At 71.7% G+C, this 13,636-nt stretch carries 13 protein-coding genes; 6 read left to right on the forward strand and 7 right to left on the reverse strand.

The window, feature by feature from the left end:
* Positions 1-81 precede the first annotated feature (81 nt).
* Both CIB93_RS38690 and CIB93_RS06910 read right to left on the reverse strand, forming a co-directional pair.
* On the reverse strand, positions 82-444 hold the full coding sequence (locus CIB93_RS38690) for a methyltransferase (RefSeq protein WP_257002066.1): 363 nt from the start codon (positions 442-444) through the stop codon (positions 82-84).
* Between the two features lie 312 nt (positions 445-756).
* Entirely contained in the window at positions 757-1,677 is a 921-nt protein-coding gene (locus CIB93_RS06910; protein WP_096625113.1) for a LysR family transcriptional regulator ArgP, read from the reverse strand.
* Positions 1,678-1,743: 66 nt separating this feature from the next.
* Between CIB93_RS06910 and CIB93_RS06915 the strand changes: the two genes are divergently transcribed.
* Complete coding sequence (locus CIB93_RS06915; RefSeq protein WP_096625115.1) at positions 1,744-2,355, forward strand: LysE/ArgO family amino acid transporter; 612 nt, start codon at positions 1,744-1,746, stop codon at positions 2,353-2,355.
* A gap of 16 nt (positions 2,356-2,371) precedes the next feature.
* Here CIB93_RS06915 and CIB93_RS06920 read toward each other — a convergent pair whose 3' ends face one another.
* Positions 2,372-3,010: a ScbR family autoregulator-binding transcription factor gene (locus CIB93_RS06920; RefSeq protein ID WP_096625117.1), complete on the reverse strand. Its 639-nt coding sequence runs from the start codon at positions 3,008-3,010 to the stop codon at positions 2,372-2,374.
* A 155-nt stretch (positions 3,011-3,165) separates the two neighbouring features.
* On the opposite strand from CIB93_RS06920, the gene CIB93_RS06925 reads away from it, so the two are divergent.
* The 3 genes from CIB93_RS06925 to CIB93_RS06935 all read left to right on the forward strand — a co-directional run bounded on the left by CIB93_RS06925 (position 3,166) and on the right by CIB93_RS06935 (position 5,822).
* Complete coding sequence (locus tag CIB93_RS06925; protein WP_096625119.1) at positions 3,166-4,110, forward strand: ScbA/BarX family gamma-butyrolactone biosynthesis protein; 945 nt, start codon at positions 3,166-3,168, stop codon at positions 4,108-4,110.
* Positions 4,111-4,166: 56 nt separating this feature from the next.
* Positions 4,167-5,021 carry an NAD(P)H-binding protein gene (locus CIB93_RS06930; RefSeq protein ID WP_096625121.1) on the forward strand — a complete coding sequence of 285 codons (855 nt, stop codon included), beginning with the start codon at positions 4,167-4,169 and terminating at the stop codon, positions 5,019-5,021.
* A 108-nt stretch (positions 5,022-5,129) separates the two neighbouring features.
* Positions 5,130-5,822 carry a ScbR family autoregulator-binding transcription factor gene (locus tag CIB93_RS06935; protein ID WP_096625123.1) on the forward strand — a complete coding sequence of 231 codons (693 nt, stop codon included), beginning with the start codon at positions 5,130-5,132 and terminating at the stop codon, positions 5,820-5,822.
* Between the two features lie 184 nt (positions 5,823-6,006).
* On the opposite strand, the gene CIB93_RS06940 is transcribed toward CIB93_RS06935, so the two are convergent.
* Positions 6,007-6,915 carry a helix-turn-helix domain-containing protein gene (locus CIB93_RS06940; protein ID WP_096625125.1) on the reverse strand — a complete coding sequence of 303 codons (909 nt, stop codon included), beginning with the start codon at positions 6,913-6,915 and terminating at the stop codon, positions 6,007-6,009.
* A 152-nt stretch (positions 6,916-7,067) separates the two neighbouring features.
* On the opposite strand from CIB93_RS06940, the gene CIB93_RS06945 reads away from it, so the two are divergent.
* Positions 7,068-8,108: an NAD(P)-dependent alcohol dehydrogenase gene (locus tag CIB93_RS06945; protein WP_096625127.1), complete on the forward strand. Its 1,041-nt coding sequence runs from the start codon at positions 7,068-7,070 to the stop codon at positions 8,106-8,108.
* Positions 8,109-8,183: 75 nt separating this feature from the next.
* Here the strand turns inward: CIB93_RS06945 and CIB93_RS06950 are convergent, their stop codons facing one another.
* A complete protein-coding gene (locus tag CIB93_RS06950) occupies positions 8,184-8,549 on the reverse strand; it encodes a helix-turn-helix transcriptional regulator (RefSeq protein WP_096625129.1) in 366 nt (121 codons plus the stop codon).
* A 135-nt stretch (positions 8,550-8,684) separates the two neighbouring features.
* Between CIB93_RS06950 and CIB93_RS06955 the strand changes: the two genes are divergently transcribed.
* Positions 8,685-9,803, forward strand: a complete 1,119-nt coding sequence (locus CIB93_RS06955; protein WP_096625131.1) for an NADH:flavin oxidoreductase/NADH oxidase — start codon at positions 8,685-8,687, stop codon at positions 9,801-9,803.
* Between the two features lie 196 nt (positions 9,804-9,999).
* Here CIB93_RS06955 and CIB93_RS06960 read toward each other — a convergent pair whose 3' ends face one another.
* Both CIB93_RS06960 and CIB93_RS06965 read right to left on the reverse strand, forming a co-directional pair.
* A complete protein-coding gene (locus CIB93_RS06960) occupies positions 10,000-11,166 on the reverse strand; it encodes an AI-2E family transporter (RefSeq protein ID WP_096625133.1) in 1,167 nt (388 codons plus the stop codon).
* Positions 11,167-11,231: 65 nt separating this feature from the next.
* Entirely contained in the window at positions 11,232-13,445 is a 2,214-nt protein-coding gene (locus tag CIB93_RS06965) for an AAA family ATPase (protein WP_179500016.1), read from the reverse strand.
* Positions 13,446-13,636 lie beyond the last annotated feature (191 nt).

Below are 13,636 nucleotides of genomic sequence, written 5' to 3' on the forward strand. Positions count from 1 at the left end.
TCCTCGCGCTGGCCCGACGACGGGTCAACGTCCTGTGGGCCCTGATACGTGACGGACGGTGCTTCCAACGCGAACTCCCTGTCACGGTCGCGGCTTGACAACATCATTAGGAGGTGAGGCCTCGATGATCTGGAAGATGTTCGGTACGGGCGGCGGTGTGATGGCGCGGAGGGCGCAGCCGCCCGCCGTGCACAGGGCGGCGAAAACGCCGGCGGTACGTTCGCGGCCGCCGACGTTGACGAGCATATTGAGGTCACCGAGGCGGTCGTCCTCCGGGCGGTCGGCCGGAACGGTGGCGGGCAGCACCGGTTGGACGACCAGCGGCGTGCCGTCGGCGGGGATGACGTCGCGGACATGCCGGAGGACGGTCGCGCATCGCACGCCGTCCCCGTCGCCGATGTCCGCGACGGTACCGAAGCGCCCGTATCCGAAGCGGTGCGGCACGGTGACGGCGGTGAGCGCGGTGGCCCGCCCCGCCCCGCGGCATCACCGGATCGGTGAACATCCGCGTCATGGCGACCGTCGGACCGGGCTTGCCCGTACGCGGGAGGTCACCGGCGGCGGAGGCGGAGGGTCCGGAAGACGCCCGGTTCCGTCCCGGTGAGCAGGTCAAGTCCTGCCGGGGCGCGCGGCAGGCGCAGGGTCGCCTCCTGATGGGGGCCGAGGGGCCCGGGAGGGTAGCGGCGCCGCTTGACCTCGGTTGGCCGGGGTGGCGGACGGCTGTCCTCGCACCGCTCCCGTCGCGCCGCGCGGGCGTCAGCCGGACCGGGTGCCGCGCAGGGTCTCGGCGGCCTCGGCCGCCACCGCCTCGGCAACGGCCGCCAGGGCCGGGGAGTCCAGCTTCCACTGCTGCCAGAACAGCGGGACGTCGACGACGCGATCCCGGGTGAGGGTCACCAGCTCGCCGGTGCCGAGCAGCGGTCGCGCGTGGACCTCGGGCAGCATGCCCCAGCCCATGCCCGCCGCCACGGCCTCCACGAACCCTTCGGAGGTGGGGACGGAGTGCCGCCGTGCGCCCGCTCCGGCCGGGAGGCCGAGCCCGCGCGCGAAGGAGTCCTGGAGGTCGTCCCGCCGGTCGAAGCAGAGCACCGGTGCGTCGGCGAGCAGCTCGCGCAGTTCGGCCCCCGTGCCCCGCCCGAGCCACCGGTCCGCGAAACCCGGCGTCGCCACCGGCACATACCGCATCCGGCCCAGCCCCCGCACCGAACAGCCCGTCACCGCTTTCGGCGACGAGGTGACGGCCGCCATCACCAGCCCCTCCCGCAGCAGCGCGGCGGTGTGGTCCTGGTCCTCCCGGCGGAGCTCGTAGCAGAGGTCCAGCTCCTCGGGCACGCGCCGCAGGGCGGGCAGGAACCAGGTCGCCAGCGAGTCCGAGTTCACCGCGATCGCCAGGCGCGCCGACTCGCCCGGCCCGGACATCCCGAGCGCCGCGCGGGTGTCGCGCTCCAGCCGGGCCAGCTGCCGGGCGAAACGCACCACCGCCTCGCCGGACTCGGTGGGCCGGACCGGTTTCGTCCGCATCAGCAGCACCCGGCCCGTGCGCTGCTCCAGCGCCTTCACACGCTGGCTGACCGCCGACGGTGTGACCCGCAGGGCCTGCGCGGCCGCATCGAACGTGCCTTCGTCGACGACGGCCAGCAGCGTCCGCACCTGATCGAGAGGAAGCTCCGACATCATGTGAGCTAATGATACGTAAGAATCATTAGCTGTACATCAGGATGCCCGCGTTCATACGGTGCTCCCATGACCAACGCCCTGACCGCCGCGGCCGCCGGCTTCGGCACCGGCCTCTCCCTCATCGTCGCCATCGGCGCCCAGAACGCCCTCGTGCTGCGCCAGGGCGTCCGCCGCGACGGCGTGCTCGCGGTGGTGGCCATCTGCGCCCTGTCCGATGCGGCGCTCATCGCGCTCGGCGTCGCCGGGGTCGGCGCCGTCGTCGTGGCCTGGCCGACGGCCCTGACCGTGGTGGGGCTGCTCGGTGGCGTGTTCCTGATCGGCTACGGCCTCCTCGCCACGCGCCGTGTCCTGCGCCCGGCCGCGCTCCACACGCACGACGCCCCGGCCGCGACGAAGCGGGGCGTCGTGCTCACCTGCCTCGCGATGACCTGGCTCAACCCCCACGTGTACCTCGACACCGTCTTCCTGCTCGGCTCCGTCGCGGCCGGTCAGGGGTCCCTGCGCTGGACCTTCGGGCTCGGCGCGATCCTCGCCAGCGCGTGCTGGTTCGCCGCCCTCGGCTACGGCGCCCGGCTGCTGAGCGGGGTCCTCGCACGCCCTTCGTCGTGGCGGGTGCTGGACGGTCTCGTCGCCGTGATGATGATCGGCCTCGGTGCGAAGCTGGCCCTGGGAGCCTGAACCCGGCCCGGCGGGCTCAGGCGACGGGATCGAGGCGGCTGAGGCGCTCCGCGCGCTCCGGGGTCAGATCGAGGGCGGTCAGGATCGAGGGCGTGGCGATGCTGGGGAGGATGTGCTGCTGGAGCGTGATGTGGCGGCGCTGGAGGTCCCGGTAGTCGGTGAGGGTCTGGGAGACAGCCTGGGTGCCCGCGAAGGCGGCGACATAGAGATCCGCGGTCTCGGTGGGGTTGACGTGAGGGAGCAGTTCGCCGTTGTGTTTGGCTTGGGCGAGGAGGGCGTGGGTGGCCTCCTGCCAGCGGAGGAAGGGGCCACTGCGGTCGAGGCCCTGAGCCTGCTGGTCCATCGAGAGGCGGACACCCGCTCGGGCGAGGAGGCTGGTCTGAAGCCGATGGCTGAAAAGTATCCCTACGTCGATGAGTTCTTGGAGCTTGAGGGTCTGGTCCGGGGCCGCCCTCGGTGGTTCCTGGGCATCGAGGACACCGAGTGCGAGATCTTCCTTCGACGGAAAATGAAAATAGAGGGCGCCTTTCGTGACGCCGGCGCTTTTCAGTATTTCGGTAATGGTGGCTGCTTGGTAACCGTATTTCTCAAAGGCCTGGGCTGCCGCCATCAGAATTGTCTGGCGTGTGCGGATCGCCCGGTCCTGCTTGGCCATTCTGTCTCCTTCGCTGGGCGGGGGCCGGTGAACGGCCGGGTCGGTGTGGGGGGCCCACCCTGCCGGGGATAGAAAAAAAACCGCTTAGTCTGTATCTTATCAGCGCGCGTGCATCGCAGGAACGGCTCGCCATCACATGACCCCTGGGGGGAGTTATGACCGAAGCAGCAGTTTTGATCGATCCGGTGCCGGCTATGGATTCGGAGGCCGCGGTGGTGCATCCCGTGGGGATCGAGATGGTGCACCGGAGCCGGCCGGAGGACGCCTTTCCCCGGAACTGGGTCCGCCTGGGGCATGACCGGTTCTCGGTGGAGGCGCTTCTCCCGCACGACCACCCGTTCTTCGCCCCCGTGGCGGAGGACCGGCACGACCCGCTGCTCGTCGCCGAGGTGATGCGGCAGGCGGCCATGCTCGCCTTCCACGCCGGGTACGGAGTGCCTCTCGGCCACCACTTCCTGATGGCGGACCTGGAGTACGTGTGCCACCCGGAGCACCTGGCCGTCGGCGACGGGCCCACCGCGATCGACGTGGAGGTGTACTGCTCCGACCTGAAGTGGCGGGGCGGGCTCCCGGCGCAGGGGCGCGTCGGCTGGGCGGTGCACCGGGACGGTCGGCTCGCCGCCACGGGCACGGGGGCGACCCGGTTCACCACCCCCAAGGCGTACCGGCGGATCCGTCAGGACGTGCCCACCGAAGGTATATCCATACCGCGGACCGACCCGGTCCCCGCCACCCGGGCGGGCCGGACCAGGGCCGAGGACGTGGTGCTGTCGGAGACCGGACGGGACGGCGTCTGGGGACTGCGCGTGGACACCCGGCATCCGACGCTGTTCCAGCGCCCCAACGACCACGTCCCGGGCATGCTGCTGCTGGAGGCGGCCCGGCAGGCCGCGTGCCTGGTGGCCGGAGGCGGCGGGATGGTCCCGGCGGAGGCGAGCACCCGCTTCCACCGGTACGCCGAGTTCGGCAGCCCGTGCTGGATCAGGGCGGTGGTCCTGCCCGAGTCGGCCGGCGATACGGTGACCATGAGGGTGACGGGCAACCAGGACGGCAAGCCGGTGTTCTCCACGCTCCTGTCCGGTCCACTGGTCAGGGCCTGACGGGCAGCCGACCCAGAAGGGCTACGGCTGTCGACAAGGGTGTTGAGGGGTTCCGAGTGATTCTGGTGACGGGTGCGACCGGAGCGGTGGGCCGCGAGGTCGCCGGACTGCTGGCGGCGACCGGGCCGGTGCGGATTCTCGCGCGCCGCCCCGAGCGGCTGACCGTACGGGGACCGGAGGTCGAGGTCGTCGCGGGTGAGTACGCGGACCGCCGCGCCCTCGACCGGGCGCTGAACGGCGTCACGTCGGTGTTCCTGGTGACGAACAGCCCCACGGAGCCCGACGACGAGAGGGTCGCGACGGCCGCGGCCGCGGCGGGCGTCCGCCACCTGGTGAAGCTGTCGATGATGGCCGTGGAGGAGCCCGGCGCCGACGACTTCATCACCCGGCGCCAGCGGGAGAACGAACAGGCCGTCAGGGAGTCGGGCGTCCCGTGGACGTTCGTCCGCCCCAGGACCTTCATGTCCAACACCCTGTCCTGGGCACCCGGCATCCGCTCGTCGGGTGTGGTGCGCGCCCTGTACGGCGACGCGCCGGTCGCCTGCATCGACCCGCGCGACGTCGCAGCGGTCGCCGTCGGCGTCCTGACCGGTAGGGGTCACGAGGGCAAGGCGTACGCCGTCTCGGGTCCCGAGGCGATCACCGCACGTGAGCAGACGGCCCAGCTCTCCCGAGCACTGGGGCGGCCGCTGCGCTTCGAGGAACTGGGCCCGGACGCGGCGCGCGCGGCACTGCTCGCGAAGTATCCCCGGCCGGTGGCGGAAGCCTTCCTCGAAAGCGCGGAGCGGCAGCTCGCGGGCGCCAAGGCGGCGGTCGTGCCGACGGTCCACGACGTGACGGGCAGCGAGGCCCGGCCCTTCCGTACCTGGGCGGCCGACCACAAGGACGCGTTCGCGCCGGTTCAGCGGTGATGCCCCGCTCCCGCAGTGTGCCGCGCTCCGTCCTTCTCCGGTTCTCCGGGAACAAAACCGGTAAGTTGGTTTGATATCCCCCGACGCCGTTCATGAGCGGAGGCTCCGGTGACCAAGCAGGAGCGTGCCACCCGTACCCGCCAGGCGCTGATCCGATCCGCCGCCACCGTGATCGAGCGGCACGGCTACGCGGAGGCGCGACTGGTCCTGATCAGTTCCGGCGCGGGCGTCAGCACGGGCGCACTGCACTTCCACTTCGAGAACAAGGCAGCCGTCGCGGAGGCCGTGGTCGCCGAGGCGTCACGCGGCCTGCACGAGGCGTCCGGCGCGATCCGCCACCGTACGGACACCGCCCTCCAGGCCCTCGTCGACACCTCGCACACCGTCGCCGAACTGCTCCGCGACGACCCGGTCACCCGGGCCGGGTTCCGGCTGAGCTGCGACGGGGAGCGCTCCGAGGCACCGGACCTTCGCGCGGAGTGGCAGCGCCGCGTCCAGGACCTGCTGACCGAGGCCGCCGGAGCCGGAACCCTCGCCGATGGCGTGTCCCGTGAGGACGCCGTCGCCGCGATCGTCGCGGCGACGGCCGGATTCGAGGTGCTGGGCCGGCACGACGGTGCCTGGCTGTCCCCACGGACGCTCACGGGCTTCTGGCGGCTGCTGCTGCCCCGGCTCGCCACCCCGCAGGCCCTCACACGGCTGGACCCGTCCGGCACCCGGGCGACGACGGCCACTGCCGGGCACACCGTCCGCGAGGGGGCGGGGGAGGCCGGGGCTCCGGAACCGGTCGCGCGGCGCTGACGGCCGCTCGGAACGCGCACGGACCCGAAGGGGGCGAGCCGCCCACAGCGTGGGAGTTCCGGGGTATCGGTCGCGCAGCCGCCGCGTAGCGGCCTTCTCCCGTCGCCGCGGGGCGCGCGATCCCCGACCGGCCGGGTGGCCCGTCGGCCGCCCCCGGTCAGCGTCGCTGATCACGGTCGACTGATCACACCCGCCCCGACGACTCCGCTCCCCGGGCCGCGTCCGCTCCCCAGCTCGCCAGGAGGCGCAGGGCCTGGGCCGACTCGGAACCAGGCTCCGCGTGATACGTGACCAGGTACTGCTCCTCGTCGTCGGGGAGGTTCAGCGTCTCGTAGGACAGGGTCAGTTCACCGGCGAGGGGGTGCCGGATGACCTTGACGCCGTGGCCCTTCTCCTTCACGTTGTGCGTGGCCCACAGCCGCCGGAACTCCTCGCTCTTGACGGAGAGTTCGCCCACCAGGGCCGACAGCTCCGGATCGTCCGGGTGGCAGCCCGCGTACAGCCGCAGATAGCTGACCATGTCCGAGGCCTTGGAGCCCCAGTCCACGAACAGGTCCCGGTAGCCGGGGGAGAGGAACACGAGCCGCGCCCAGTTGCGTTCGGCGGGCGGCAGGGCGCCCCAGTCGCCGAACACGGCCGCCGCCATGGGGTTCCAGACGAGGATGTCGGAGCGCGCCCCGGAGACGTACGCCGGGACGCCGTCCATCGCGTCCAGGAGATGCCGCAGCCCTGGCCGCACCTGCTGGACCCGCGCCGGGCGGCGCTTCTTCTTGTGCTGCCCCGGTTTGGCCAGGTGCGTCAGATGCGCGTGCTCGGCGTCGGTGAGCCGCAGCGCACGGGCGATCGCGTCGAGCACCCCGGTCGACACATTGCGGCCGTTGCCCTGTTCGAGGCGGGTGTAGTACGCCACGGAGACCCCCGCCAGCTGCGCCAGCTCCTCCCGTCGCAGCCCCGGCACCCGGCGGGCCCGCCCGAACTCCGGCAGCCCCACGTCCTGCGGCAGGAGCCGGGCCCGCCGGGTGCGCAGGAACTCGCTGAGCTCGGCGCGACGGTCCAGCGGCTCGGGGGCGGAGGTTGCGGGCTGATCGTCCATGGCTCCCATTATTCCTGGTCGTACGCCCAGGAGCCTGTCCCCGCCAGTGGTAGGACCAGTGGGCGTAGGCAAAGCGGTGACCTGGGTAAAGGCCGGCCGCAGAGTGATGCTGGAGATGTTCTGACCGCACCACCCAGAGGAGAACCTCCGGCATGACCACCGTTGCCGCTTACGCCGCTCCCCGTGCCAAGGCCCCGCTGGAGCGCACCACGATCGAGCGCCGCCCGGTGGGCGAGTTCGATGTTCTGATCGACATCAAGTACGCCGGTATCTGCCACTCCGACATCCACCAGGCCCGTGACGGCTGGGGCGAGGGCATCTTCCCGATGGTGCCCGGCCACGAGATCGCCGGTGTCGTCGCGGAGACCGGGTCCGGCGTCACCAGGTTCAGGGTCGGCGACCGCGTCGGCGTCGGCTGCATGGTCGACTCCTGCGGAAGGTGCGACGCCTGCCTGACGGGCCGCGAGCAGCACTGCGCCGAGGGCAACACGCAGACGTACAACGCGCTCGACCGGAGCGGCGAGCCGACGTACGGCGGCTACTCGACGCACATCGTCGTGCGCGACGCGTTCGTCGTCCGCATCCCCGAGGGCATCGCCCTCGACGAGGCCGCGCCCCTGCTGTGCGCGGGCATCACCACGTACTCCCCGCTCAAGCGCTGGGGCGCGGGCCCCGGCAAGAAGGTCGCGGTCGTCGGTCTGGGCGGCCTCGGCCACATGGCCGTCAAGATCGCGCACACCCTCGGTGCGGACGTCACCGTCCTCTCCCAGTCGCTGCGGAAGCAGGACGACGGGCTGAAGCTGGGCGCCGACCACTACTACGCGACCAGCGACCCCACGACCTTCGAGGAGCTGGCCGGAACCTTCGACATCATCCTGTCCACGGTCTCGGCCCCGCTGGACTTCGGCGCTTATCTCGACCTGCTGCGGACCGACGGCACGCTGGTCAACGTCGGCGCCCCCGAAGAGCCGATCACGCTGAACCTGTTCTCCCTGATCAGCGGCAACAGGTCGATATCCGGCTCGGCGATCGGCGGGATCGCGGAGACCCAGGAGATGCTGGACTTCTGCGCCGTGCACGGGCTCGGCTCCGAGATCGAGGTGATCGAGGCGAACCGGATCAACGAGGCGTACGAGCGGGTTCTCGCGAGCGACGTCCGCTACCGGTTCGTGATCGACACAGCGACGATCTGATCCGACCGGAACGGACGGAAACGGAGTACGCGTCGGCCCCGAGCCTCCTCAAGGGCTCGGGGCCGACGCGTCTCCTCATGCCGGGGCGGAGAAGCCGACGGCGGCCCGTCGCGCACCTTCCAGGACGGCCGGCAGCAGCCCGGGGAAGCGCTCCTCCAGGTCGTCCGCGCGCAGCCGGCTCATACGGGAGGTTCCCTCGTAGTGCTGGCGGATCACGCCCGCCTCGCGCAGCACCTTGAAGTGGTGAGTGGTCGTGGACTTGCTCACCGGAAGATCGAACGCGATGCACGCCATGTCGTCGTGTCCCTCGGCCAGCTCCCGGGTGATGCGCAGCCGGATGGGGTCGGACAGCGCGTGCAGGACGGCCTCCAGGCGGATCTCCTCCCGGGGTGGATGGGCGAGCTGTCGCCCGGACGCGGCTCCGCGCTCGGTGGTGGGCATGGGGACCTCCTTCTGGTCGCGCTCCCAAAGTACGAAGTTCCTCGTAGTTTGACAACTGCCGTACTACGATGTCTATCGTACCTGCATCGTCGCTGCTCCCCGGCAGCTACGCCACGAACCCGAGGAGACATACCGGTGAGTGCTCTGTTCACGCCTCTGACCCTGCGGTCCCTGGAGATCCCGAACCGCGTGTGGATGTCTCCGATGTGCATGTACTCCGCGGCCGGCGAAGGACCGGAAACCGGTGTTCCGACGGACTTCCACCTCACCCACCTCGCGGGCCGCGCCGCCGGAGGCGCCGGGCTCGTCATGGTGGAGGCCACCGGCGTGCACCCGGACGGCCGGATCAGCCCGTGGGACCTGGGCCTGTGGAACGACCGCCAGCAGGAGGCCTTCGCCCGGATCGCCGCGGCGATCACCTCCCACGGATCGGTTCCGGCCATCCAGCTCGCGCATGCCGGGCGCAAGGCGTCGACCGACCGGCCCTGGCTGGGCGACCGCTACGTCCCGGAGAGCGAGGGCGGCTGGACGTCCGTCGCCCCCAGTGCCGTGGCCTTCGACGGACTGCCCGTCCCGCACGAGCTGACCGAGGACGAGATACAGCAGCTCGTACGCGACTTCGCCGCGGCCGCCGAGCGCGCCCACGCAGCCGGATTCCGGGTCGTCGAGATCCACGGCGCCCACGGCTACCTGATCAACTCCTTCCTCTCCCCGGTCGCCAACCACCGCACCGACGCCTACGGCGGCAGCTGGGAGAACCGCCTGCGCTTCCCGCTCCAGGTGGTCGACGCCGTCCGCGCGGTCTGGCCCGACGACCTGCCGGTCCTCTTCCGCACCTCGGCCACCGACTGGCTGACCGAGAACCCCGAGGACCCGCGCGAGGGCTGGACCGGCGCCGACACCGTACGCCTGGCCAAGGAGCTGACCGCCCACGGCGTCGACCTGCTCGACGTCTCCACCGGCGGACTGGTCCGCGACGCCGCGATCTCCGCGCACCCCGGCTACCAGGTGCCCTTCGCCGAAGAGGTCCGGCGGACCACCGGCACCCCGACCTCCGCCGTGGGCCTCGTCCTCGAACCCGCCCAGGCCGAGGAGATCGTCGCCACGGGGCAGGCCGACGCGGTCATGATCGGCCGCGAGATGCTGCGCGACCCGCACTGGGCCCACCACGCCGCCGACGCCCTGGGGGCCGAGCCGCGCTGGCCCGACCCGTACGGCTACGCCGTGGTGCGCCGCCGCCCCGCCAAGGTCTGACCGCCCGACGGGGCCGCCCCCGCATCGCGCACGGGCGGCCCCGCGTCGGCCGACAACGGCGAAAGGCGGCCGACGCGGCATCAGCAGGGTTCCGGCCCCGGGGGAGCGCAGACGCGGCCGCCTGATGGCGGCGATCCGGCCCGGCGCCTGAACTCCCGGCGCCGGGCCGGCTGTTACGACGTGTGCCGGGCGGTCGTCACGAAGGGGCAGGCGCGTCGGCGGGCAGGGCGCCCGCCTCCGGCCCGTCCGGGCCCTCCGGCCCGTCCGGGCCCTCAGTCCCCTGCGGGTCCTCCGGCTGTCCGGGAACGCTGAGCTGTTCGCGGACGTAGTTCCAGACGACCGCGAGCACCGCGGCGAACGGCACCGCGAGCAGGCTGCCCACGACCCCGGCCAGACTGGCGCCCAGTGTCACCGCGAGCAGGATCACCGCCGCGTGCAGACCGAGGCCCCGGCTCTGGATCATGGGCTGGAACACATTGCCCTCCAGCTGCTGCACCACGATGATGATCGCCAGCACGATCAGCGCGTCCGTCAGCCCGTTGGAGACCAGCGCGATGACCACCGCGACGAATCCGGCGAACAGCGCGCCCACGATCGGTACGAACGCCGAGACGAAGGTCAGCACCGCCAGTGGCAGGACCAGCGGCACTCCCAGGACCCACAGGCCGATCCCGATGAACACCGCGTCGAGCAGCCCGACGAACGCCTGGGACCGCACGAACGCGCCCAGGGTGTTCCAGCCGCGCTCGGCCACGGCCGACACGTCGTAGGAGAGCCGGCCCGGGAGCTGACGGGTGAGCCAAGGCAGGAACCGCGGGCCGTCCTTGAGGAAGAAGAACATCAGGAACACGGCCAGAACGGCCGTGACCAGACCATTGACCACCGTGCTCACCCCGCTGACGACGGTGGTGACCATGCTGCCGACACTGTCCTGGATGCGGGTCGTCGCGGTGTCGAGAGCACCGGTGATCTCGTCGTCGCCGATGTTCAGCGGCGGCCCCGCCGCCCACTCGCGCAGCCGCTGGATGCCCTCGACCACCCCGTCGGCCAGTTCACCGGACTGGTTCGCCACCGGCACCGCGATCAGGGCCACGACGCCCATCCCCAGCAGCAGGAAGAGCACGGTCACCGCCGCGGCGGCGAGGGCCGGCCGCCACCCGCGCCGACGCAGGAAGCGGGCGAGCGGCCACGTCAGCGTGGTGAGGAACAGGGCGACCATCAGCGGCCACACGACCGACCACATCCGGCCGAGAACCCACAGAGCGACCGCGGCCATCACCAGGACCAGCAGCAACTCGGCGGAGACACGGGCCGATGTGCGCAGGGCGGCGGCCGTCTTTGTCGAACTCAGGGGCGAAGACATGGCGTCACCCTATGGGCTCCCCGGGCCTGCTCCCCAACCCCTCCCGCACCGGGCCCGGACCGCTCTCACCTCAACGCCCGGGGCAGTTCCTCCCGATGGACGATGCCCAGGCGCTGGGTCGCCCGCGTCAGCGCCACGTACAGATCGCTCGTCCCGAACCGCGCGGGCTCCACCACCAGCACATGGTCGAACTCCAACCCCTTGGCCTGGCGCGGATCCAGCAGCACCACCGGGCGGGTGAGGTCGGGCGCGGCGCCCGCCGTGACCCCCTCCAGCGGGGCGGCGATCTCCTCGTGCAGCGCCCGGGGCGCGATGACCGCGAGTCGTCCCTCCCGGGGCGTCAGCTCCTCGACCGCCCCGGCCACCGCGCCCGTGAGGTCGTCGCCCGCGTCGCGCGTCCACGGCCTCTCACCGGTCGACCGCACCGAGACGGGCGCGGTGAAGGAGGGGTCCTGCTCCTGTACGACCCCGGCCGCCAGCTCCATGATCTCGGCGGGCGTACGGTAGTTGACCTTCAGCGTGACGTGCTCGAAGCGGTCGCCGACGTACGGATCGAGGATCTTCCGCCACGATCCGACGCCCGCCTCCTCGGAGGTCTGGGCCGGGTCGCCGACCAGGGTCAGTGAGCGGGTCGGCACCCTGCGCATCAGCAGCCGCCACGCCATCGGCGAGAGCTCCTGTGCCTCGTCGACGATGATGTGCCCGAACGCCCAGGTACGGTCCGCCGCGGCCCGCTCGGCGGCGGTGCGGTGGTCGGCCTCCTCGTGCCGTTCCGCCATCCGTTCGGCGTCGATGATGTCGTGGGCGGCGAGGAGCTCGGACTCCTCGTCCTCGAACTCGTAGCTCTCCGACCCGCGCGACAGTTCCAGCACGCCCTGCGCGTAACCGATCCGCTCCTGGCGGACGGCCTCGGCAGCGGCCCGTTCGGCGCTGTCGTCGACGCCGAGCAGCTCCGCTGCCTCGTCCAGGAGCGGTACGTCGGCGGGGGTCCATTCGCTCCCGGCCGCCGTACGCCGGATGGCGTCGGCGTCCTCGTCCGGTACGTACACGGGCGCGGCCAGATAGTCCGCGAGGAACGCCTCGGGGGTGAGCGGCGGCCACAGCTCGTCGACCGCCGCGTGCACCTCTTTGCTCAGGGCGACGCCCCGGCCGAGCAGCGCGATGTCGTCCGGGCCGAGGAAGTTGGGACCGCCGTAGGGGTCGGCGCCGATGCGCTCGGTGAGCTGGGCCGTGAGGGCGTCGATGATCCGGAAGACGAAGTGCGGGCGGGCGAGGTTGTGGGGGAGCAGGGTGTCCCGTGCCGCCTGCCGCGCCTCGTAGGCGATCTCCCAGTCGAGGACGAGCTCACCGCCGTCGTCGTGCGGGATGACCACCGGGGCGCCGGGTTCGGGCAGCTGCTGCCGGTCGCGTACGGCGAGGGCGAGGGCCTCGGCCATCTGATCGCCGCCCTTGACGGCGGCGGCACGGGCCGTGTCCGTACCGGTGGCGTGCACGCCGGGGAAGAGCTCGGCCTGCGTCGAGAGCAGCACCCCCGTCTCGCCGAGAGCGGGCAGGACCTCCCCGATGTAGCGCAGGAACGCCGGGTTGGGTCCCACGATCAGCACGGCGCGCTTGGCCAGCAGCTCGCGCTGCTCGTAGAGCAGGAACGCCGCCCGGTGCAGCGCGACGGCCGTCTTCCCCGTGCCCGGGCCGCCCTCGACGACCAGGACTCCGTGGTGCGGGGCGCGGATGATGGCGTCCTGCTCGGCCTGGATGGTGCGCACGATGTCGCCCATACGCCCGGTGCGCGCGGAGTTCAGCGCCGCGAGCAGGACGGCGTCGCCGTTCGGGTCCTCGAAGCCGGTGCGGTCGTCGTCGCCCAGGTCGAGGATCTCGTCGTGCAGTTCGGTGACCGTGCGGCCCTCGGTGGCGATGTGTCTGCGACGGCGCAGCCCCATCGGGGTGTGTCCGGTGGCGAGATAGAAGGGACGGGCCACCGGTGCGCGCCAGTCGATGAGGACCGGCGTACGGTCGGTGTCGTCCTCGCGGATCCCGATGCGGCCGATGTGGTGCGCGAGACCGTCGGTGCGATCGATGCGGCCGAAGCACAGGGAGCCGTCCACGGCGTTGAGCGCCGCCAGCAGACCCGAGCGCTCCGCGACGAGGATGTCGCGTTCGAGCCGCGCCTGCTGTCCCGTACCGACCGGCGTCAGCGCGTGCTCGACGCCCTGGGCCGCGCCGCCGCGCAGCGCGTCGACCCGGGCATGGAGCCGGTCGATGAATACCTGCTCTTCCCGCAATTCGTCGCTTTCCCGGTTTGACAAAATGGCTCCCCGCCGGATATATTCGTTCCTATAAGGCCCCCGAGCGGGGCCTTTCTGCATGAGCGCAGAAGAATCCAATATACGCGGGACAATCCCCGGACCGCAATTGCGGTCCGGGGATTCCTCATGCCGCCGACGCGCTGGACCTCAGGTCCTCCCGCAGCGTT

Origin of the sequence: Streptomyces sp. WZ.A104 (genome assembly GCF_002382885.1) — a bacterium.
Classification (GTDB): domain Bacteria; phylum Actinomycetota; class Actinomycetes; order Streptomycetales; family Streptomycetaceae; genus Streptomyces.

Coding starts and splice junctions, on each gene's coding strand:
- CIB93_RS06920 (WP_096625117.1), bottom strand. CDS start 3,010: ATGGCCAAGCAGGACCGGGCGATCCGCACACGCCAGACAATTCTGATG.
- CIB93_RS06940 (WP_096625125.1), bottom strand. CDS start 6,915: ATGGACGATCAGCCCGCAACCTCCGCCCCCGAGCCGCTGGACCGTCGC.
- CIB93_RS06950 (WP_096625129.1), bottom strand. CDS start 8,549: ATGCCCACCACCGAGCGCGGAGCCGCGTCCGGGCGACAGCTCGCCCAT.
- CIB93_RS06925 (WP_096625119.1), top strand. CDS start 3,166: ATGACCGAAGCAGCAGTTTTGATCGATCCGGTGCCGGCTATGGATTCG.
- CIB93_RS06910 (WP_096625113.1), bottom strand. CDS start 1,677: ATGATGTCGGAGCTTCCTCTCGATCAGGTGCGGACGCTGCTGGCCGTC.
- CIB93_RS06945 (WP_096625127.1), top strand. CDS start 7,068: ATGACCACCGTTGCCGCTTACGCCGCTCCCCGTGCCAAGGCCCCGCTG.
- CIB93_RS06960 (WP_096625133.1), bottom strand. CDS start 11,166: ATGTCTTCGCCCCTGAGTTCGACAAAGACGGCCGCCGCCCTGCGCACA.
- CIB93_RS06915 (WP_096625115.1), top strand. CDS start 1,744: ATGACCAACGCCCTGACCGCCGCGGCCGCCGGCTTCGGCACCGGCCTC.